This is a genomic window from Streptomyces sp. RerS4, from assembly GCF_023515955.1.
GTDB lineage: Bacteria > Actinomycetota > Actinomycetes > Streptomycetales > Streptomycetaceae > Streptomyces.
In genome coordinates this window covers 7,131,654-7,149,995 of sequence record NZ_CP097322.1, presented here as the reverse complement: position 1 = coordinate 7,149,995, position 18,342 = coordinate 7,131,654, and the positions used below count along the sequence as shown (strand labels likewise).

General features: G+C 71.2%; 21 protein-coding genes and 3 pseudogenes. 15 read left to right on the top strand and 9 right to left on the bottom strand.

The window, feature by feature from the left end; all coding sequences use genetic code 11:
* The first annotated feature begins 28 nt into the window (after positions 1-28).
* Complete coding sequence (locus M4D82_RS32145) at positions 29-751, top strand: hypothetical protein (RefSeq protein WP_249771061.1); 723 nt, start codon at positions 29-31, stop codon at positions 749-751.
* 53 nt (positions 752-804) lie between these two features.
* Positions 805-999: a hypothetical protein gene (locus M4D82_RS32140; RefSeq protein ID WP_249771059.1), complete on the top strand. Its 195-nt coding sequence runs from the start codon at positions 805-807 to the stop codon at positions 997-999.
* A gap of 544 nt (positions 1,000-1,543) precedes the next feature.
* Here M4D82_RS32140 and M4D82_RS32135 read toward each other — a convergent pair.
* Both M4D82_RS32135 and M4D82_RS32130 read right to left on the bottom strand, forming a co-directional pair.
* On the bottom strand, positions 1,544-2,005 hold the full coding sequence (locus M4D82_RS32135) for a hypothetical protein (protein ID WP_249771057.1): 462 nt from the start codon (positions 2,003-2,005) through the stop codon (positions 1,544-1,546).
* A gap of 96 nt (positions 2,006-2,101) precedes the next feature.
* A complete protein-coding gene (locus M4D82_RS32130; protein ID WP_249771055.1) occupies positions 2,102-2,515 on the bottom strand; it encodes a hypothetical protein in 414 nt (137 codons plus the stop codon).
* Between the two features lie 203 nt (positions 2,516-2,718).
* On the opposite strand from M4D82_RS32130, the gene M4D82_RS32125 reads away from it, so the two are divergent.
* Positions 2,719-3,222, top strand: a complete 504-nt coding sequence (locus tag M4D82_RS32125; protein ID WP_249771053.1) for a GNAT family N-acetyltransferase — start codon at positions 2,719-2,721, stop codon at positions 3,220-3,222.
* Positions 3,223-3,715: 493 nt separating this feature from the next.
* On the opposite strand, the gene M4D82_RS32120 is transcribed toward M4D82_RS32125, so the two are convergent.
* Positions 3,716-5,950, bottom strand: coding sequence for an MMPL family transporter (locus M4D82_RS32120; RefSeq protein WP_249771051.1), 2,235 nt, complete (start codon positions 5,948-5,950; stop codon positions 3,716-3,718).
* Between the two features lie 277 nt (positions 5,951-6,227).
* Here M4D82_RS32120 and M4D82_RS32115 point away from each other — a divergent pair, with 277 nt between their 5' ends.
* Both M4D82_RS32115 and M4D82_RS32110 read left to right on the top strand, forming a co-directional pair.
* On the top strand, positions 6,228-7,502 hold the full coding sequence (locus M4D82_RS32115) for a sensor histidine kinase (RefSeq protein WP_249771049.1): 1,275 nt from the start codon (positions 6,228-6,230) through the stop codon (positions 7,500-7,502).
* Entirely contained in the window at positions 7,499-8,167 is a 669-nt protein-coding gene (locus M4D82_RS32110) for a response regulator (RefSeq protein ID WP_249771047.1), read from the top strand. Before M4D82_RS32115 ends, M4D82_RS32110 begins: the two co-directional genes overlap by 4 nt.
* 142 nt (positions 8,168-8,309) lie before the next feature.
* On the opposite strand, the gene M4D82_RS32105 is transcribed toward M4D82_RS32110, so the two are convergent.
* Together M4D82_RS32105 and M4D82_RS32100 are read right to left on the bottom strand one after the other, a co-directional pair.
* On the bottom strand, positions 8,310-8,807 hold the full coding sequence (locus tag M4D82_RS32105; RefSeq protein WP_249771045.1) for an LIC_13387 family protein: 498 nt from the start codon (positions 8,805-8,807) through the stop codon (positions 8,310-8,312).
* A complete protein-coding gene (locus M4D82_RS32100) occupies positions 8,804-10,060 on the bottom strand; it encodes an FAD-dependent monooxygenase (protein ID WP_249771043.1) in 1,257 nt (418 codons plus the stop codon). The genes M4D82_RS32105 and M4D82_RS32100 overlap by 4 nt, the downstream gene beginning before the upstream one ends.
* An 83-nt stretch (positions 10,061-10,143) precedes the next feature.
* Between M4D82_RS32100 and M4D82_RS32095 the strand changes: the two genes are divergently transcribed.
* On the top strand, positions 10,144-10,788 hold the full coding sequence (locus M4D82_RS32095; protein WP_249771041.1) for a TetR/AcrR family transcriptional regulator: 645 nt from the start codon (positions 10,144-10,146) through the stop codon (positions 10,786-10,788).
* Between the two features lie 171 nt (positions 10,789-10,959).
* Here M4D82_RS32095 and M4D82_RS32090 read toward each other — a convergent pair whose 3' ends face one another.
* Positions 10,960-11,316, bottom strand: a complete 357-nt coding sequence (locus M4D82_RS32090) for a hypothetical protein (protein ID WP_249771039.1) — start codon at positions 11,314-11,316, stop codon at positions 10,960-10,962.
* A gap of 65 nt (positions 11,317-11,381) precedes the next feature.
* Here M4D82_RS32090 and M4D82_RS34715 point away from each other — a divergent pair, with 65 nt between their 5' ends.
* From M4D82_RS34715 to M4D82_RS32055, 7 genes and pseudogenes are all read left to right on the top strand, one after another.
* Positions 11,382-11,699: a hypothetical protein gene (locus M4D82_RS34715; RefSeq protein ID WP_502989036.1), complete on the top strand. Its 318-nt coding sequence runs from the start codon at positions 11,382-11,384 to the stop codon at positions 11,697-11,699.
* The gene (locus M4D82_RS32080; RefSeq protein WP_249771037.1) at positions 11,696-12,739 is read left to right on the top strand and encodes a YihY/virulence factor BrkB family protein; all 1,044 of its coding nucleotides are present in this window, start codon (positions 11,696-11,698) and stop codon (positions 12,737-12,739) included. Before M4D82_RS34715 ends, M4D82_RS32080 begins: the two co-directional genes overlap by 4 nt.
* A gap of 91 nt (positions 12,740-12,830) precedes the next feature.
* Positions 12,831-13,295, top strand: a complete 465-nt coding sequence (locus M4D82_RS32075; RefSeq protein ID WP_249771035.1) for a phosphatase PAP2 family protein — start codon at positions 12,831-12,833, stop codon at positions 13,293-13,295.
* A 173-nt stretch (positions 13,296-13,468) separates the two neighbouring features.
* On the top strand, positions 13,469-13,888 hold the full coding sequence (locus tag M4D82_RS32070; RefSeq protein ID WP_249771033.1) for a phage holin family protein: 420 nt from the start codon (positions 13,469-13,471) through the stop codon (positions 13,886-13,888).
* Positions 13,885-14,352, top strand: coding sequence for a DUF3618 domain-containing protein (locus M4D82_RS32065; RefSeq protein ID WP_249771031.1), 468 nt, complete (start codon positions 13,885-13,887; stop codon positions 14,350-14,352). Before M4D82_RS32070 ends, M4D82_RS32065 begins: the two co-directional genes overlap by 4 nt.
* Positions 14,349-14,507, top strand: a complete 159-nt coding sequence (locus tag M4D82_RS32060; RefSeq protein WP_502989035.1) for a DUF4235 domain-containing protein — start codon at positions 14,349-14,351, stop codon at positions 14,505-14,507. Before M4D82_RS32065 ends, M4D82_RS32060 begins: the two co-directional genes overlap by 4 nt.
* 107 nt (positions 14,508-14,614) lie before the next feature.
* Positions 14,615-15,067, top strand: a pseudogene (locus tag M4D82_RS32055) (methyltransferase).
* Here M4D82_RS32055 and M4D82_RS32050 read toward each other — a convergent pair.
* Together M4D82_RS32050 and M4D82_RS34710 are read right to left on the bottom strand one after the other, a co-directional pair.
* Positions 15,013-15,471, bottom strand: coding sequence for a methyltransferase (locus M4D82_RS32050; protein ID WP_249771029.1), 459 nt, complete (start codon positions 15,469-15,471; stop codon positions 15,013-15,015). The pseudogene M4D82_RS32055 and the gene M4D82_RS32050 overlap by 55 nt on opposite strands.
* Positions 15,472-15,608: 137 nt before the next feature.
* Positions 15,609-15,716: pseudogene (locus tag M4D82_RS34710) on the bottom strand (hypothetical protein); the annotation flags it as partial.
* 235 nt (positions 15,717-15,951) lie between these two features.
* On the opposite strand from M4D82_RS34710, the gene M4D82_RS32040 reads away from it, so the two are divergent.
* Both M4D82_RS32040 and M4D82_RS32035 read left to right on the top strand, forming a co-directional pair.
* A complete protein-coding gene (locus M4D82_RS32040) occupies positions 15,952-17,175 on the top strand; it encodes a M20 metallopeptidase family protein (RefSeq protein WP_249771025.1) in 1,224 nt (407 codons plus the stop codon).
* A gap of 144 nt (positions 17,176-17,319) precedes the next feature.
* Positions 17,320-17,668: pseudogene (locus tag M4D82_RS32035) on the top strand (winged helix-turn-helix transcriptional regulator).
* A gap of 69 nt (positions 17,669-17,737) precedes the next feature.
* Here the strand turns inward: M4D82_RS32035 and M4D82_RS32030 are convergent.
* Positions 17,738-18,280, bottom strand: coding sequence for a DapH/DapD/GlmU-related protein (locus M4D82_RS32030; RefSeq protein WP_249771023.1), 543 nt, complete (start codon positions 18,278-18,280; stop codon positions 17,738-17,740).
* Between the last annotated feature and the right edge of the window lie 62 nt (positions 18,281-18,342).

The window sequence follows — 18,342 nt, the reverse complement described above, 5'->3', positions numbered from 1 at the left end:
GGCGCCCATCGTCGCTGCTGTGTGGGGCGTGTTGTACGCCGCTGTCGAGGTCACCTGGGCGGTGACGGGCACCACCGTGCCATGGAAGGAGCACTCGGCGTACGCGCCGGGGGTCCAGCTCTTCCTGGCGGCCCTCGCGCTCCTGGCCGGCGGCGCCTGCCTGGCCGGCACCCGAACGCTCGCCAGACTCGGCCGGGTTGCGGTGGCGACGGCACTGATCGTGGCGGTCCCGGTCTTCGTCGTGGGAATGAACGGGCTGCCGATCTATTTCGTGACGATTGTGACGCTCTCGGGGATAGAGAGCGCCACCGGGCTGACCCAGGTGCTGTTGAACACGGCCGGCGCCGCCTTCCTGCTCCTCGTCGGTTTGTCCTACCGCCGACGGCTGCGCGGCGACTGCCCGCTTGCCCACCCAGCCGCCTCCCGAGCCCCGAGGCGGACCCGCATCGCGGTGTACCTGCTCATGTGCGGACTCCTGCCGTGGGCGGGAACCAAGACCATCTGGACACTGGGCGGCGACGCGCTCGGCGTAGCGGGCGATGACTGGCAGAGGACGTCGATCGCCGGCGCGTCCGGGCCGTCGAAGGCAACCGCGTCGGCGGGCATCGACGTGACCGTGCCGGCCGCGATGGTCGGGATCTTCCTGCTGCTGGGGCTGCTGTACGTGTGGGGGCAGGTGTTCCCCACTGAACGCTGTTCTTGTCCGGACGACGGGTCCCGCGCCTGCTGCCCTTGGTTCCAGCCTGGCTGACCGGTATCCCCCTGGCGATGTAAGGGGCCGTCCTCATCATCATGGCCCCGCTCATGGCTGCCGGTGTGCTGCCCGAGATCAAGCCGGACCGGCCGTTCACCACCAGCTCGGGGATCACCTGGTTTGCCGAGTTCGGCGGCCTGGCATTCGGTGGTTTGGGCATCGGCCTCGTTGTGGCCGCCCGCTCCTATGCCGCCCGCACCCGCCCCGTCTGTGCCAGCGCCACGGCAACGGAGAGGCCCAAGTAGCCGGGTTCGACTTCGTGCTGCCTGGGCGACCGCTACCGCGAACGACACCGCAGGGGACGGATCCTGCTGCGGCCCACCATGGCCCTGGAGCTGCACCCGGATGTCCGCTGCCTGCACGTCGGCCGCCCGCAGGCCGGCGGGCCCGTGAATGCGATGTCCTGACCATCGGCGGTGATATCGGCACCGAAGGCACGCAGGGGTGCGACGTGGGTGTCGCGCCGGGGGTAGACCGCCTCGAAGACGTGGCTGGTGCCGGTCGCCTGGGTGAGTAGGGCGGCGAGCCGGCGGGGCGGTGTCGGTGGGCAGGCCGGGGTGCGGGCCGGTCCGGGCCTGCACCACGTGCCGCCCGCCTGCGCCTACGGCGGCGAGGATCCCGCCGTCGTAGGCGGTGAGGTTGAGGCCTGCGTCGGCGAGGACCTGGCGCTGGGCGTCGGGGAGTTCGGGCAGGCTGATGCCGTCGAGTTCGCACGGCCGCACCATCCACGCCGCCCTGCCTGCGCGCCGGCCAGTGCGGCGGAGGATGTGTAGCCGTGCCTGCTGTCAGTCAGTCCCTGAGCTTGTACTCGCAGGGCTTGGTCGACTTGCCGTCCTGATTGTCAGCGACCTGCTTGCCGTCGACCTTGATCGTGCACGGGGCCGGCTTGAGCATCCCGTCCGCGCCCTTGACCGAGCCGGGCACCACCGACACCGTGACGCCGACCTTCAGCTCGGCGCCCTCCAATTGCATGGACTCCGTCTTGGTCCAGGGCAGCGTCACCTGTTCGAAGTGGTTGCTGTTCCCGTTCCACATGACCTGCGCCGTGCCCGTGCCACCCACCTCGAAGACCACCTGATGCGGAGCACCCTTCGCCCCCGAGGACGAGCCCTTCGCCTCGCCACTTGCCGCGGTGCTCGGTGATGCCTTGCTCGCCTCGGCCGGGCCGGCGTCCTTCTTCTCGTCGCCACACCCGGTCACCAAGACCGCGGCCGCGAGCAGACTGATGGCGAGGGCTGCTGTCTTGCGCATGTGCGTACTTCCCCGTTGCTGAACTGATCGGTGCTGATGCAAAAGGAAACCGTAGATCATGGCGCCGCACCCGTGAGTACCGCCTGAGCCGGCCGTTCATCCCACGGTGTCGAGGAGAGCCCGTACGGAGGGGCGGCAGGCCTCCTGTGGTGTGGCTTGCAACAGCTCCCCGCCCGCCGGTACCCGCCCGGCATTCACGGACGAGGCGGGCCGCGGGCTGTTCTGCCAGGGCCGCGAACTGCTCGGCGGCGAAGGGATGCGGGCCTGGGCGGCAGTGTATGCCGCGGTCAGGGCGACCATGCCGGACGCATCCAGGACAGCTGCGGTCGGCCAGAGGCCGATGCCGGCTCCCCGTGCGCTTTCTCCGATCAGCCGCAGGGCGGTGTCCGCGCGGCCCGTACGGCGCAGCGGTGGTTCGGCCGCGCGCACCGCGGCGGCGAGGAGCACCGGTCGGCCGGAGTGGCGGGCCGCCGTCGCGGCTCGGACCGCGAAGGCGGCTGCCGCGTCCACCTCGCCTTCCTGGACTGCCGGCGCGTGGCCGGCACATCTCCCTTCGCTGAGAAGCCGTTGCCATAACGATCACGGAGTCTGTCGATCGAACGGGAGTCTCGATCGGGTGATCGCGGGCCCTGCCCGGCATGAGAGCAGGGCCTGCCGGTATACGGGGAAAATCCAGGGGAGCGGAAGGCCGCGCGCTGCTACGGTCGGGCGTCATGAGCTGGCTTCCCGATGACTTCGTCCACCCCGTCCTGGTACCGCTGCCGGGCGGTGGCCATCACCTGCGGCCGATCCGGGAGGCGGACACCCCGCTCGACTATCCGGCTGTGATGGGTTCGCGCGAGCGGCTGTGGACCATCTTCGGCCCGGCCTGGGGCTGGCCCGCGGCCACCATGACCTACGAGGCCGATCAGGCCGACCTGTTGCGGCACGAGAAGGAGATCGCCGCACACCAGTCTTTCAACTACGCGCTGTTCGACGCGGCGGAGACAGCTCTGCTCGGCTGCGTCTACATCGACCCACCGGAGAGGGCCGGCGCGGACGGCGAGATCTCCTGGTGGGTGGTGGACGAGCTGGTGGGCAGCAAGGTCGAGGAGGCCCTCGACGAGTTGGTGCCGCAGTGGATCGCCGCCGACTGGCCGTTCGAGCAGCCGCGCTTCCTCGGCCGTGAGATCTCCTGGTCGGACTGGCTCGCCCTGCCGGAGCACCCCGACGCGTAAGTAGCGCCTCCATGGCGTCTTGGTGCTTGTTCGCGTCGCCGAAGTACTGCTGAGCGACATCGCAGAGCGTCTCTCCAGGCTGGACGGTGTGCGTCTGCTGCTGCGAAGCGTCTTGTGCCATGCGTGTTTCGCCTGCGTGCGGAAGGCCTGCGTCCGGTGCCCGTCGGCGGCGGCCTCCACCGCCTCCCACGAGCGATCAGCAGGGTGAGGACGACCGTGGCGCCACCCCCGCGTGCGGCGCGGGGCGGCGGCTCCAAGGCCCGGGTCGCAGCGCGCCGTCCGGCACGGGCGTGGCCTTCGAGGCTGCGGGCGCCGGGGGCGGCGAAGATCCAGGACACCGGGTACGGCAAGGAGCAGCAGGCGGTCCGAACCCGGCTCCGGAACAAACCGGAGATCGCCCCGGCCGCCTGACACCGAAGACGCCGGCGCGCGCGGGACCGTACGAGGTCCCACGTGCGCCCGCGACGCCTTCAAACGCGTCGTCGCGCGGTGGTCAGCGGACCAGGGCGCGGTCCGGAGCCGGCGCCGGACCGGTGTCCGCACCTGAGACCGCACTCGTGTCCGTACCGGCGGCAGCACCGGAGCGGCGCGGGCGCACCGGCCACCACGTGGACCGGCCCAAGAGCGCGGCCAGCGCGGGCACCAGCACGATCGACAGCACGAGGGCGGAGAGCAGGATCCCCAGGGCCGTCGCGAAGCCGATCTGCTGGGTGGACGGGGCAGGGGTGACCGCCAGGCTGCCGAAGGACGCGGCCAGCACCAGGCCCGCCGTGGCGATGGCGGGCGCCGTGTGCCGCACGGCGCGGCCCACCGCCGCGCGGGCCGGACCCGGCCGTTCCATCTCCTCGCGGATCCGGTCGCTCATCAGGATGTTGTAGTCGGTCCCCAGCGCGACCACGAACAGGAACAGCACGAGCGGCAGCGAGAAGTCCACCCCGGGCCGGTTTAGGGCGCGCTGGAACACCAGGGTCGATGCGCCGAGGGTGGCGGCGAAGCCGAGCCCGACCGCGGCCAGCAGGATCACCGGCGCCAGCAGGCTGCGCAGCAGCGCCAGCAGGATCAGCGCGATCAGTACCGCCGCCACCGGGAACACCACCTTCAGGTCCTCGTCCACGGCGGCCGAGATGTCGGCGAAGACCGCCGGTGTGCCGCCCACGTGTGCCTCCGTACCGGCAGGCGCGTCGGCCGCGACCGCGGCCCTGACCGGGCCGGTGACCAGGTCGCGCGCCTCCTGCCCTTGCGGGTCGGCCGTCAGGAACAGGTCGATCCGCGCCGCCCGCCGGTCCTCGCTCAGTACGGTGCCCGCGACCTGCCCCACGCCGCCGACCCCGGCGAGCGCCTTGGACAGTCCCCCGAGGCGCTCGACGGTCAGCGAGCCGCCGTCCGAGGCCGTGACGAAGACGCTGGTCGGGTCCGACACTCCGGCCGGCAGGGCGCGGGAGATCTCGGCGGCGGTGGCAACCGCGGCCGTGCGCTCGGCCCCCGCGCCGCCCTGCCCGTAGTCCATGCGCATACCCACGACCCCGGTGGCCAGCGCGCCGAGCAGCGCGACCGAGGCCAGGACCAGCGTCAAGGGCCGGCGCGCCACGCGGTCGCCCAGCCGGGCGGCGGCGCCCGCGCGGGGCTCGTGCCTCAGGGCCCGCGAGGGCCAGAACATCTTGCGCCCGGTGACCGCCAGCAGGGCCGGCATGAGGGTCAGGCTGCCCAGCAGCATCACCAGTACGGCCAGGGCTATGGCCGGCCCCAGCACCTGGAACTGGCCGAAGGAGGCCACGCCGAGCGTGGCGAACGCGGCGACGATGGTGAGTGCCGCGGAGGTGATGGCCGTACCCACGCGCCCGGCGACCTCGGCGGCCGCTTCGCGCCCGGACTGACGGGGATGCTCGCGCAGCTGCTCACGGAAGCGGAAGAGGAGGAAGAGGAAGTAGTCGATGCCGATGCCCACCAGCACTACATTGATCAACCCCGGTGTGGAATCAGCCAGTCCGGTTCCGGTCAGAAGTGCGGCACCAACGACGACGCCGGCCGCGGCGCCGCCGATGACGGAGACGGCGAGCAGCGGGAGCAGGGCTGCCAGGAAACTACGGAAGACCATGACGTGCAGCAGGACGATGACCCCGAGCATGACCGCGCCGACCACCGTCGACCTGGTCTTCCCGGCGTCCTCCGTGTCCACCCTGTCCGCGATCCCGCCGGTGAACCCGGTACGCAGCCCTTCCTCGGCGAACCCGTCCCGCGCGGAGTCCCGGAAGGCCCGGTAGGTCTCCTGTACCCCGGGATCGGCGGGATTTCCGGCCAGTTCAACGGACAGCAGCCGGAACGAGCGGTCGGGCGCCGTCATGGCCGGGCTGACCCGGGGGACCTGCGAGTGGTCCTGGGCGAACGGCGGCGTTTCCTCGGTCCTGGGCATGGTGATGCGCCGCTGGGACAGTTGCGCCGCCCGCGCGTCGATGCGCTGCTCGTCGGCGACGCCGAGCGGCGCGTCGTCCGAGCGGGCCACCAGCAGGGTCAGGACGTTGGCGTCCGGCTTCACCCCGAACCGGTCCTCCGCGATCTTCATCGCGGCCGCCGAGTCGTAGTGCGCGGGCAGGAACCCGCCGTTGCCGGCCTGAGTGGCGCGGAAGATGAACACCTGCCCCACCAGGGCCGCTGCGATGCCCAGCACCGCCCACAGGGCGATGACCTTCCACGGACTTCGCGTCGAGAATCGGGTCAGGGCGCGGATCACTCGTTTCCTCCGGACGGTGGGGTGCCGGCCGGTGGTTTCCGGCCTGACCCCAGACCATCAGGGGCGAGCGGGGAAAACGTCGGAGCGTGGAAGGAGCCCGGTCCGGGACCAGGGTCCGGACGTCGGCGCCGACCAGGACCTGGGTCCTGGTACGGGTCCTCCCCCGGGCTGGTGGTACGCGACCCGGCCGGTGCCAGAATGGATCACCGGAGCGAGCGGCCGCGCAAGCCCCCGGCAGCTGCCGGGAGGCGCGGCCGACGGGGGGAGGACCGGCAGCATGGCTGTGGGCGTGGGCACAGAAGTGGAACGGGGCGGGAGCGCACATTGGGACGCGGGCGCGGGCCGGGACCCGAGCCGCCGGGTCGCCGACCAAGGCACCGACCAAGGCACCGACCAGAATGCCGATCGGTCGCCGTGGACGCGCAACGACGCGCTCGTGGCCGTGGCGGCCGGCACCATCGACCTCGTCGGCTACTCCTTGGGCATGCAGTCCGAGGGCCGGTCCCTGAACGCGACGGCGGCCGTCGTCCTGGTGGTGTCGGCGATGCCCCTGATGGCCCGGCGCGTGCGCCCGGTGGCGGTACTCGCCGCCGTTCTGGCCCTGGGCGTGATGCTGAACCTCACTACTCCGCTGTCCCCGCACTTCACCCTCACCCTCATGGTCGCCCTCTATTCGGTGGCCCGGTTCAGCCGCCCCGCCGTGGTCGCGACGGCGGCGCTCGCGGCAGTACCGCTGATCTCCGTCGGCCAGAGCGGCTGGCCCCTGCCCTTCGGCTGGTGGGGCGTGCTCGGGAACGCGATCGGCACCCTCATCACCGTCGGCGCGGCCCAGGCGGTGAACCACCGTCAGCGGGAGGCGGAGGCCCACCGGACGATGCTCGCCGACCGGGCGGTGGCCGAGGAGCGCCGCCGGATCGCCCGCGAGCTGCACGACATGGTCGCCCACCACATCACGACCATGCAGTTGATGGCCGGTGGAGCGCGGGCCAACCTCGCGCACGATCCCGATGTGGCCCGGGAGGCACTCGTCACCCTTGAGGGCTCCGGGCGGATGGCGCTGCGCGAGATGCGCCAACTCCTCGACGTGCTGCGGGCCGGCGAGGAGCCGGAGCACACCCCGCCGGCGCCGCAGCCCGGAGCCGGAGACCTGGACCGGCTCATCGCCGAGTCCCGGCGGGCTGGGACGCAGACAGAGTTCACGGTGGACGGGACGGTCCGCCCGCTGCCGCCGAGCGTCGGCCTGACGGTCTTCCGGATCGTGCAGGAAGCCCTCACCAACACCCGCAAGCACGCGGGGCGGGCAACGGCCCACGTACGGCTCGCGTACCACCGGGACGATGTGACCGTGGAGGTACGGGACGACGGAGCGGGAGCGCAGGCACCGGCCGCACGGCCCGCGCAACGCTCCGGGTACGGTCTGATCGGTATGCACGAGCGTGTCGCTCTGCAGGGCGGAACCCTGGAGGCCGCCGCGCTCGACGGCGGCGGCTTCCGGGTCGCGGCCCGTCTCCCGGTCCGGGGAGAGGACGAGAGAGAGGAACGGCACCGATGATCCGCGTGCTCATCGCCGACGACCAGCCGCTGGTACGGCGGGGCCTGGCCCTGATCCTTGCCCCCGACCCGGAGTTCGAGGTCGTGGGCGAGGCCGAGGACGGGGCCAGGGCCGTCGCCCTCGCCCAGCAGGTACGGCCCGACGTGGTCGTCATGGACATCCGCATGCCGGTCCTCGACGGAGTCCGGGCCACCGAGGAACTCGCGCGGACGCTCCCGGAGACCCGCGTCCTGGCCCTCAGCACCTTCGACATGGACGAGTACGTGGTCGCCGCCCTGCGCGTCGGCGCGTACGGATTCCTACCGAAGGACGTCTCGCCGGAGGAGCTGATCACCGCGATCCGCACCGTCCACACCGGCGAGGCCGCCGTCGCGCCGCGGCTCCTCACCCGGCTCATCTCCGCCTACGTACGGACCCCCGCCCGGCCGCGAGCGTGGACCGGCGAGACCCCGGCCGAACTGACCCCGCGGGAGCTGGAGATCTGGCGGCTCATGGCCACCGGCCGGGGCAATACCGAGATCGCCCTGGACCTGGACATCAGTGTCTCCACGGTCAAGAACCACATCACCGGCATCTTCGGCAAGCTGGGCGTCCGCGATCGCGCGCAGGCGGTGATCGCCGCCTACGAATCAGGCCTGGTGGAGGCCGGATACGGGAGCGGTTGATCACCAAGTGCCCGCAAAAGGATCGGAATCCACCTGGAGAGCACACCTCTGACCAGCCAGAACACTGGGTGATCCACCCATGCGGACAAGGGCCCGATCGCCCACCGCTCCACCGTGTTCGCACAGTCGGTCCGCTGCCTCCCTACGCCGCCGTGCGGGCGGGGCGGTGCTGATCGTCCTGAGGGGTTGCCCTGCGAAGGGACAGGGCGAAGGCGCAGCTGGTGATGGTGAGTACGACGATCGGCGGCGCGGGCAGCAGCCAGATGGATACGGCCAAGGTGGCCAGGGAGGTCGCGAGAGCGAACCGTCCGAAGGCGGTGCGGCGCCGGACGAGGGTCGGGGCGTGGCGGACGGCGGTCAGGAGGAGCACACCGCAGGCGACGGCGAAGAGGGCCATCACGATGCTGATGCCGTTGAAGACGTCGAGAGTGGTGCGCTCCAGACCCATCAGGGTGAAGGCGGATTCCCGCATCGCCGCGTCGGCGGCGCGCTGTTGTGGTGTCGGGGCGGCCAGCGCCGCCAGCGCCGCGCCGAGGGCGAGGTGACCGATGCCGAGGAAGACGAAGCCCCGCGCGCCGACCACGAAGGGGCGGACGGGGTCGGCCAGTCGGCTGGAGCGGGACGTGTCCGTGGCGCTCACTTGTTCTCCTCGACGTTGACGTTGACGACGACGTTCGTAGTGGTGGTGGTCGCGTTCGTGCCGGCATCGGCATGGACGGAAGGTGAGGAGGGGGCGAGCGGGGGCTGCCAGTCGAGGACCGTGTCCAGGGCTCGTCGCGAGAGAGCCGAGGGAGTGGCCCGTACGGCCAGGTTCCGGAGGGACGTGGCCAGCGGATGCGAGAGCTGGACGAGTGCGCCGATGCGCCGGGACTGACGGCTGATCCGGGTCGTTCGCCGGTGTCTGGCCTTCGTGTAGGCGGCGAGCGCGGCGCGTACGTCGTCGGACTGGAGGTGGTGCGCCGCGACGACGGCGTCCTCGATGGCCTGGCAACCGCCTTGGCCCATGTTGGGCGTCATGGCGTGCGCGGCGTCGCCGAGCAGGGCCACCCTGCCCGCGTGGAATCGGGGGAGGGGCGCGGCCAGTTCGTAGAACTCGTGGTGGAGCACGCCGGCCGGGTCCAGCCGGTCCAGCAGTGCGGGTATCGGGTCGTGCCACGCGGCGAAGCGCCGCACCAGCTCCGCGTGGTGGCCGGCCGGGCACGTGCCGGATCCGGGAGGTGAGGTGCGGGCGGTGGCGAAGAAGTAGATGCGGCCGTCGGCGAGCGGAACGATGCCGAACCGCTCGCCTCGCCCCCAGGTTTCGGCGGCCGGCTGGGCAGGCAGGCCCGCGCCGGACACCACCGCTCGCCACCCGGCTTCCCCGGCGTGGCGCAGCCCCGGGTGATGGGGGAAGAGCTGCCCGCGCAGGACGCTGCGGATGCCGTCCGCAGCCAGTACGGCGTCGGCCCGCAGGTCGCCCGCCGACGTCCGCACGAGGGCGTCACCGGTGTCAGCGGCGTCGTCCACAGCGGTCACCGATACGCCGAGGTGCACGACGTCGGCGGGCAGGGCGGCAGCGAGCGCCGCGATCAGGAAGCCGCGGTGCACGGCGCGGGCGGGAGGGCCGTAGCGGTCGGGCAGCGTCCCGGCGTCCGGCCGGCTCAGCCAGGTGCCGTCGGGCCTGCGCAACCCGACGCCATCCAGGAGCGTGTCACCCGCCCACAGGTCGGGGTTCATGCCGATCGAGCCCAGGGCGCGGAGGGCGTTGGGGGCCAGCGCGATGCCGGCCCCGATGCCGGTGAGTTCGGTGGCCCGTTCGCACACGGTGACGCGCCACCCCCGTCGGTGCAGGGCGATTGCCGCGGTCAGCCCCCCGATCCCCCCTCCGGCCACAACAGCGTGACGAACGCGCATCTCGGCTGCCTCCCCTACATCCTCACCCTCGGCCTCTACATTCGTAGAGGCCGAGGGTGACTATACAGATGTAGAGTTGGGCTGTGTCCACCCCTCCCGCCTCCTCCCCCCCGCCGGTCCCCGACCCCCGGGACCGCCGCGCCCTGATCGCCGACGCCGCCATCAGCACTGTGGCCGCCGCCGGTCTGCGCGGCCTGACCCATCGCGCGGTCGACGCCGCCGCCGGCCTGCCCGCCGGCAGCACCTCGTACTACTTCCGCACCCGCAGCGCCCTCATCAGCGCCTGCTACCTCCGGCTGGCTGAACTCTCGGTCTCCGACGTCGACCACTGGGAAGCGACCCACGGCCCCCTGGCCACTCGGGGCGACGGCCGCCCGGATCTGGATTCCGCCGCTGCCGCACTGGCCGCACTGCTCCACCACTGGCTCACGGCGGCCCGCGACCGTCAGCTCGCGCGCTTCGAACTCACCCTTGAGGCAACGCGCCGCCCGGAACTCCGCGCCGACCTGCACACCGCCCGTCTCGCCGCACGGTCCAAGGCCGCCGCCTTGCTGGCGGCCCTCGGCGCTCCCCACCCCGCCGAGACGGCCGACCTGCTCGTCGCCTGGACGGACGGCCTGCTGTACGACAGGCTCGCCGGCGCCCTGGAGGAGACGAACCCGCTGCCCGACATGGCCGAACTGACCACGGTCACCCGACAGATGCTCCTGGCGGCGCTCTCCACCTGACCGGACCCGAAGCGCGCCGGCCCGCCGGCTTCACCGTGCTCGACTTCCCCGTAGACGATCCCCCGGTGAGGGGAGCACAACTCGGCCCGGGAGGCGAACGCATCCCTCCCGAGCCTCAGGTGAGCCGGTCTGTGCCGGAGGGCCGGCCGCGCGGCTCAGCGGGGAACACGCTCAGGGGCAGCTGATGCCGATGTCGCCCGGGTCCGTGGTGCAGGTGTCGGAGCCCGCGCCTCCGTTGGCGGTGTCGTTGGCGCCGACGCCGTCGGTGGTGATGCGGATCAGCACGGGGGTGGGGAATTCAAGCGAGCATACGCCGCTGCCGCAGCTGCAGGCGGCGTTGGGGCGGGCGCCGGCGAGGCGGCCGTGGGCTTTGACGTGCTCCGCGGCGAAGCGGCGCATGCTCGCGGCGTCCTTCGAGCGGGGCGGCATCCGGCACGCGGCGGTGCCGCAGGTGACGGACACGGTGTAATCGGGGTAGCCGGTGAGGCGGACCGTCCAGGTCCGTCCCGGCACATGTGATACGAGCATCAGGGTCAAGTCGGGTCCAGTCGATCCGCCGGTTCGCCCACGCCTCAGCCCATGCAGCCCCCGTCGTGGACGCGGACCGGGTCTCGCTCATCGAACTCGGCGACCTCTTCCGCGCCTACCCTCAGGGCGAGCAGCCCGACCTGGCGCTGCTCGCCGACCTCCAGGAACGCAAGGCCCGCGCCTTCACCACCTGGGCCGATGTCACCTGCGACGGGACCTTGCGGTGGGAAGCCCGGCACGCCGAACAGGCCGCTGCCATCGCCCGCCTCCAGCACCACCAGCGCACCAGGGGCTGTTCCACCCGGCCCCTGTCCGAAGAACGCGGGAACTCGCGCGGCCTGGCTGACATGAGTGACGCCGCGCGGGAAAGCCGCAGGGTATGACACGCGAGCCGAAGTCAGGCCAGGGCCGGGAAGACGAACGCGGGGAGATCGGTCGCGAGAGTAGGGTGGGGCCGGATCCGCAGGTGGAGGAGCGGGCGCCCGACCAGCTCACCGAGATGCCGAAGCGGTCGTGGAAGGCGGTGCTGCGCGGCACCGTGAAGGAGTTCAAGGACGACGAGCTCGCCGACCGGGCCGCGGCGCTCACCTACTACGGGATCTTGGCCCTCTTCCCCGCCCTGCTCGTGCTGGTGTCCCTGCTGGGCATCGCGGGTGAGTCTGCGACAAGGCAGGTCCTGGACAACCTGCAGAAGCTCACGCCCGGCTCGGCCCGCGACGTGGTCAGCAACGCGGTGCAGCAGCTCCAGGGCAACGCAGGGGTCGGATCGCTCCTGGCCATCGTCGGTCTGGCCGTCGCGGTCTGGTCGGCGTCCGGATACATCGCCGCGTTCATCCGTACCTCGAACGCCGTCTACGACATGCCTGAAGGCCGCCCCGTGTGGAAGGTCCTCCCGCTGCGCCTGGCCCTCACCGTCACGCTGATGGTCCTTGCCTGGGCCAGCGCACTCATTGTCGTGTTCTCCGGACCCCTGGCCCGGCAGGCCGGCACAGCCCTGGGGATCGGGGACACCGCGCTGACCGTGTGGTCGATCGCGAAGTGGCCGGTCCTGGTCCTGCTGGTCACCATCATGATCGCGATCCTGTACTGGGCCGCCCCGAACACCAAGGGCCGCGGTTTCAGATGGGTCACCCCCGGGAGTTTCCTGGCACTGGTGATCTGGATGAGCGCCTCCGCCGGCTTCGCGTTCTACGTCGCGAACTTCGCCTCGTACAACAAGACGTACGGCACTCTCGCAGGCGTGATCATTTTCCTGGTGTGGTTGTGGATCACAAACCTGGCCATCCTCCTGGGGCTGGAGTTCGACGCCGAGATGGTGCGCCAGCGCGCGATCGCCGGCGGGATGCCCGAGGGCGAGGAGCCCTACGTCGAACCCCGCGACACACGCAAGTGGAGCGATGACGACCGCCGCCGCCTGGAATGAGCGGCACGTGGAACAAGCGCGGGCGGGAAGGCGGCGAAGCAGGGACATCCTGGATGCCCTGCGGCGCGGTGATCATCGGCTGACAAGACGGATGGCCGCCTGGGACTCGGACTGGGCCCGACAGCTGCTCCCGCCGGTCGAGGAAGCCGCCGAGCACACGAAGCTGTGGTGGGCGGCCGCCGTGATCATGGCAGCGAACGGGGTCGCGAAACAGCTCGTGGAGCGGCGCCGGCCGCCCGAAGAGTGGATCCCGCACGACGACGTCGAGGACCGGCCCGACAGCTCCTCCTTCCCCTCCGGGCACACCGCCGCCGCCGTGGCCTTCACCGCAACCGTCGCGTCCTGCCGGCCGTGGGCCGGCGCCGCATGTGCCGTCCCGACCGTGCTGGTGGCCCTCGAACGGCTCCACAGCGGCGCGCACTACCCCTCCGACGTCGCAGCCGGAGCGGCATCGGCGTGGCCGCGGCCGCCCTCGTCCGGGCGACACCCCGCCTCCTGGTCCGCCGCTTGGGATGACCACCACCCGCAGGCGGGTGACCGGTTCCTTGAGGGGTAGGCGCGCCATGACATCGGCTCCGTCAAGCGCAACGCCGATGCCCCCATACAGGACGACACCGGCACAAATTAGGGCCGTGGACCGGCGCGGCGCCCCACCGGCGATACGAACGGCCGCCATCGTGCAGCCCCCGCGCCATAACGGACGAACCGTGCGGAGAAGGTGAAGAGCAGATGAGCACCGTCGGACGGCACCCGACGCACAGCAGCCCCGAGGAATCGGTGGGCGACCTCGTTTCACGGGCGTCGCAGCAGATTTCGGAGCTGATCCGCGAGGAGATGCAGCTGGCTCGGGCGGAGATGACCCAGAAGGGCAAGCGCTTCGGCGTAGGCGGCGGCCTGTTCGGCGGGGCCGGCTTGGTCGGCTTCCTGGCCGCGCAGGCCCTGGTGGCCGGCGTCATCTCAGCCCTGGCTCTGCTCCTCCCGGTGTGGGCTTCGGCCCTGATCATCGCCGCCCTGCTCGCGGCCGTCGCATCCGTGATGGCCGCGGCCGGGAAACGGCAGATCGCCAAGGCCGGCACCCCCACACCGGAGCAGGCCATCGACAGCGTCAAGGCCGACGTGGCCGAGATCAAGGAGGCGGCACACCGATGAATACCCCTTCCCCCGGCGACAAGGACGCCGCGCCCACTCCCGAGGAACTGCGCGAGCAGGTGGATCACACCCGCAAGGAGCTCGGCCAGACCGTGGAGGCGCTGGCAGCCAAGGCCGACGTCAAGGCGCAGGCCAAGGAGAAGGCGGCCGAGATCAAGGAACAGGCCGCCGAGAAGGCCCACCTGGTGAGCGACCAAATCCACGACAAGGCGGCGCACGCCACCCAGCTACTCAAGGACAAGACGCCCGATCCGGTCCTGGACAAGGCAGCCCAGGCCGCGACGCAGGTCCGCGGCGCCGCGGCACGGGCCGGGCAGCTCGCCGCCGAGAAGACCCCGGACCCCGTCCGCGAGAAGGCCGAGTCGGCCGTGACCATGGCGAAGGCCAACCGCACTCCCCTGATTGCCGCGGCTGCCTTGTTCGTCTTCTTCCTGCTTGTACGCCGCAGCCGCAGGTGCCGATGAAAGCATCCAAGATCGCCTACAAGCCGAAGATGATCGGCCACGACGACGCCCCTGACGCCACCGACGAGCACCGCACCTGGCAGGAAGTCCTGATCGTCGCAGCCCCGCAAGGCGCGATCTTCGCTGCCGTCAAGGCCGCCGCCGACCGATCATGAGCCGCCGCCACCCGTCGCCCGACCGGCACCTGGCCCGGCTGAACCATCCGAGGGCGGCGCCAGCCCCGCCCTTGAGGACCGGCGCCGCCAAGCGCCTGTAGAAAACGATGGAGGAAGCCGTGGACGTCGGAGGAGGGCGCGGCCGCCTCCTGGCCACCCTGCTGAACGCCTACCCCGCACTACGCGGCGTCCTCTACGACCAGCCCGCCGTCGTTTCCCGAGCGGAGCCTCTGCTGCGGGAGGCCTGAGTCGCCGAGCGCTGCCGCGTCATCGGCGGCGACTTCCTGACCGCGGTGCCCGAAGGCGGCGACGCCTACCTGCTTTCCAACGTCATCCACAACTGGGACGACACCCAGGCCGCCCACATCCTCGGGGGGGGGCACACGACTGCTGGACCTTGCCATGCTCGCCCACTGCAACGGACGACAGCGCGACGGGGCCCAGTTCGCCGAACTCTTCCAACGCGCCGGCCTGACGCTGGTCCGCACGCACCACAGCCCCGGCATCACGAGCATCGTCGAAGGTCATCCCGGTCATGGAGAACGTACGACAGGACGTAGACGTCCGCCGTCGGCACGCTGTCGAAGAAGTTGCCGCCCACGCTCCGGAGGCGGCCACCCAGTCCGTGCTGGTCCGCGGTGCCCGCCGCTGCCGCCACGACTTTTGGGAAGTCGAACACGATGCCCCGACGATCCGGCTCCTCGCGCAGCAGAGAAGCGAGCACCGTGCCGTCGGCGCCGCCGATGTCCGCGACCGCGGCGCCCTCCGGCAAGCGGTACCCGTCGAACGTCCCGGATCGCAGACTGCGGGTGATGTCGGCGCAGCAGAGATTCTGGCTCTCGGACCATCCCGCGTCCGCGGAGATCCAGTCGAAGAACGGCTGACCGTAGTGGTGCGTGGCCGCCGCCTCGCCGGTTCGTGCGGTGTGCAGCAAGTCCCCGAAGGCCGCGTAGTGCGTCTCCATGAAGTAGAGCGCGCTGTGCCGAAGCGAGCCAGTCGCCCATGGGCGAGAATCGCGCCCAGCTCCGTAATCTCGACGTCGTCGCCATCGACGCGGAAGACACCCAGCGTGGCGAGGGAACGGATGATCCGCCCCAGTGCGTCGGGATGCGCGCCCGCCTCAGCAGCCAATTCCCCGACCGTCCGCCGACCCTGGGCGAGGATCGTGCAAATGTCTAGTTTGGCCACCACGTATAGGGCCTGCGACATCTGGAATCCCGACAGCAGATGCAACATCCGCATCTGGGGGTCACTTCCGACGCTGACGTGGGCAACCTGTCGTCACGACACCGTTCCGATCTCTCCCCCATGGTGGTCCGCAACGCCGCTAACGTGAGGGGTGTCAGAGAAGGACCGCCGCAGGCGGCTTCGACCGCCGGGTTGGCGGGTCCGCCGCGGCAGTGGAGGACGGGCACGCCGCCATCAGCCGCACCGAGGAGCAGGGATGTCCGCTTCCGCCGCCCAGCCGACCGGCACGCACCCCCTGCTCGGCGAGGCGCAGAGCCTTCTGCCCGACATCATCGGCGTACGCCGCGCCCTGCACCGGATGCCGGAACTGGGTCTGAGCCTGCCCCACACGCAGCGAACCGTCCTAGAGGCTCTGTCCGGCCTGCCCCTGAACGTCACCACAGGGGGACGGCTCAGTTCGGTGACCGCGACGCTGGAAGGCGCGCACCCCGGCCGGACCATCCTTTTGCGCGCGGACATGGACGCCCTGCCCCTGGCGGAGGATACCGGCCTGGAGTACGCCTCACAGGTACCCGGAGTCATGCACGCGTGCGGCCACGACCTGCACACCGCCATGCTCATTGGCGCCGCCCGCCTGCTCTGCGCCCGCAGCACGGGCTTCAGTGGGCGCGTGGTGTTCATGTTCCAGCCCGCCGAGGAAAGCGGGGGCGGCGCCCCCTGCATGATCGAGGAAGGCGTCCTGGACGCCCCGGACGGGCAAGGCGTGGACGCGGCCTTCGCGCTGCACGTCATGACCCGCTTCGCCACCGGCACCGTGCACCTGCGGCCCGGCCCGATGTTCGCCGCCTCCGACCTGATCCACATCACCGTACGAGGCCGCGGCGGACACGCCTCCGCCCCGCACCTCGCCCTCGACCCGGTCCCCGTCGCTTGCGAAATCGTCCAGGCCCTGCACACCGCCGTCACGCGCACGATCAGCGTCTTCGACCCGGCGGTGCTCACCATCACCCGCATCCAGGCTGGCACCGCCACCAACATCATCCCGGAGACCGCGGAACTGTACGGAACCTGCCGCACCCTGACGCCCGCCACCCGGCAGCGGATGCGCACCCTGATCGAACAGGTGGCCCGCCACGTGGCCGCCGCGCACAGCACCGAAGCCGACATCGACCCCGCCCCCGGCTACCCCCCGGTCCTCAACGACCCGGCCTTCACCACCACGGTCCGCGACACCGCGACAGAGCTCCTCGGCGCCGACCCGGTACACCACCTGGCCGACCCGGTGATGGGATCCGAAGACTTCTCCTACGTCCTCGAACGCGTCCCCGGCGCCATGGCCCTGCTCGGAGCCCGCCCACCCGCCACCGCCACCGATGCCGCTCCGGACTGCCACTCCAACCGCGTCGTCTTCGACGAGAACGCCATGGCCACCGGGATGGCCCTCCACACGGCCGTGGCACTGCGCCACCTCGCGGGCTGATGGCCCACGAGACGCCGACCGGGCCGTCGACCGCGGCGGGATGCGCGCTGGGGTTGAAGCGGCTGCTCCTGGACCGGATACCGGCCTACCGTGTGGATCACGACGCAGAAGCCGCCGCTCACGCTCCCACCCCTCGATCCCGAGATGTTCGACCCGGTCTGCCTCTCGCCCCTGGTGCCGTTCCGGATCGGCGACAAGCGGGCCACGCTGATCCTTCGCTGCCTCCAGGACGGCCCCGCCGCTTCTCGGAGCTCAAGGTGCGCTGCGCGGGATCACCGCCAAGTCCCTCACCCAGTCCCTGCGCGGGCTGGAACGCGACGGCTTCCTGCCGCGCACGGAGCACGAGCCCCCGGAGCGCCGGGGGGAGTACGCCCTCACCCCGCTCGGCCGGGGACTGCCGGGCCCGCTGGACGCCGCCTGCGAGTGGGCGCGAGAGCACTGGGACGAACTGCTCGACGCCCAGGAGGCGGGGCGGCGGGCTCCGGCGCGCTAGATGATCAATTCCAAGGGGTCGGTAAGCGAGCGGAGGGTCTCTTGACCCCTGGACTGGAGCCAGAGGCCGTCACCACTTTCGGTGCACGGTGGCCTTGCTGTCGGTCACCAAGCTGGCCGGCGGAACGTCATCGGCCACGACCGCGCCGGCGGCAACCACGGCGTCACGGCCGATGCTGACGCCGGGCAGGATCGTGGCACCGGCACCGATCCACACATTCTCCGCCACGTTGATCGGTGCGCCGGTGAGGTACAGCCGCCGTTCCTCGGGATCAACCGGGTGGCCGCTGGTGATGAACGTAACCTTCGGTCCGACCATCACGCGCTCGCCGAGTCGGATGCCGGCATAGTCCAGGAACGTGCAGTTCTGGTTGATGAAGACGCGCTCGGCGAGGTCGAGGTTCAGGCCGTGGTCCGTGTAGAACGGCGGATAGATCGTGACTCTCGGCGGCAGTGGCTTGCCAAGGATCTCTTCGAGCAGTTCCGCCTTGCCCGCTTCGTCGTCGAAAGGCAGGACGTTCAGGCGGGAGGTGAGCTCGGTGACCCGCAGGACCCTCTCGGCCATGGCCTGGAACTCGGCGCTGTGGATGCGCATGAGACGGTCGCGGGACATGCCACGGTCCTTTCTGTGAACCGGTGACCGGACAGGGCTCACCGGACGTTCGAAGCCAACGG

What these genes read in the sequence shown, in the direction of transcription:
- M4D82_RS32140 (WP_249771059.1), top strand. Translation starts at nt 805, where the DNA reads ATGGCTGCCGGTGTGCTGCCCGAGATCAAGCCGGACCGGCCGTTCACC.
- M4D82_RS32135 (WP_249771057.1), bottom strand. Translation starts at nt 2,005, where the DNA reads ATGCGCAAGACAGCAGCCCTCGCCATCAGTCTGCTCGCGGCCGCGGTC.
- M4D82_RS32125 (WP_249771053.1), top strand. Translation starts at nt 2,719, where the DNA reads ATGAGCTGGCTTCCCGATGACTTCGTCCACCCCGTCCTGGTACCGCTG.
- M4D82_RS32115 (WP_249771049.1), top strand. Translation starts at nt 6,228, where the DNA reads ATGGCTGTGGGCGTGGGCACAGAAGTGGAACGGGGCGGGAGCGCACAT.
- M4D82_RS32110 (WP_249771047.1), top strand. Translation starts at nt 7,499, where the DNA reads ATGATCCGCGTGCTCATCGCCGACGACCAGCCGCTGGTACGGCGGGGC.
- M4D82_RS32100 (WP_249771043.1), bottom strand. Translation starts at nt 10,060, where the DNA reads ATGCGCGTTCGTCACGCTGTTGTGGCCGGAGGGGGGATCGGGGGGCTG.
- M4D82_RS32090 (WP_249771039.1), bottom strand. Translation starts at nt 11,316, where the DNA reads ATGCTCGTATCACATGTGCCGGGACGGACCTGGACGGTCCGCCTCACC.
- M4D82_RS32080 (WP_249771037.1), top strand. Translation starts at nt 11,696, where the DNA reads ATGACACGCGAGCCGAAGTCAGGCCAGGGCCGGGAAGACGAACGCGGG.
- M4D82_RS32075 (WP_249771035.1), top strand. Translation starts at nt 12,831, where the DNA reads ATGGCCGCCTGGGACTCGGACTGGGCCCGACAGCTGCTCCCGCCGGTC.
- M4D82_RS32070 (WP_249771033.1), top strand. Translation starts at nt 13,469, where the DNA reads ATGAGCACCGTCGGACGGCACCCGACGCACAGCAGCCCCGAGGAATCG.
- M4D82_RS32065 (WP_249771031.1), top strand. Translation starts at nt 13,885, where the DNA reads ATGAATACCCCTTCCCCCGGCGACAAGGACGCCGCGCCCACTCCCGAG.
- M4D82_RS32060 (WP_502989035.1), top strand. Translation starts at nt 14,349, where the DNA reads ATGAAAGCATCCAAGATCGCCTACAAGCCGAAGATGATCGGCCACGAC.
- M4D82_RS32050 (WP_249771029.1), bottom strand. Translation starts at nt 15,471, where the DNA reads ATGGAGACGCACTACGCGGCCTTCGGGGACTTGCTGCACACCGCACGA.
- M4D82_RS32040 (WP_249771025.1), top strand. Translation starts at nt 15,952, where the DNA reads ATGTCCGCTTCCGCCGCCCAGCCGACCGGCACGCACCCCCTGCTCGGC.
- M4D82_RS32030 (WP_249771023.1), bottom strand. Translation starts at nt 18,280, where the DNA reads ATGTCCCGCGACCGTCTCATGCGCATCCACAGCGCCGAGTTCCAGGCC.